1 pseudogene is annotated in these 306 nt (G+C 49.7%); it reads left to right on the forward strand.

Features of this window, described 5'->3' with window-relative positions:
• Nucleotides 1–306, forward strand: a pseudogene (locus tag AB9F29_RS21995) (glutamine synthetase); the annotation flags it as partial.

Consider the following 306-nt stretch of genomic DNA (forward strand, 5'->3'; position numbering starts at 1 on the left):
GTATAGCGCCGTGGTCGATGACATCTACGATTTCGCCGAATCACAGGGACTTGAAATCGATACCGTGATGCAAGAGGGCTGGGCAGGGCAGCTTGAAATTAACCTAAATCACGGCGATCCCCTAAAGCTTGCGGATCAGGTTTTCATGTTTAAACGCACCATTCGTGAGGCGGCGTTACGGCACGATTGCTATGCAACATTCATGGCAAAACCGATGGAAAACGAGCCCGGAAGTGCGATGCATGTGCATCAAAGCGTTGTCGATATCGAGACGGGCGCAAGTGTGTTTAATGATCAAAACGATCA

This window comes from Falsihalocynthiibacter sp. S25ZX9 (assembly GCF_041205405.1).
GTDB lineage: Bacteria > Pseudomonadota > Alphaproteobacteria > Rhodobacterales > Rhodobacteraceae > Falsihalocynthiibacter > Falsihalocynthiibacter arcticus.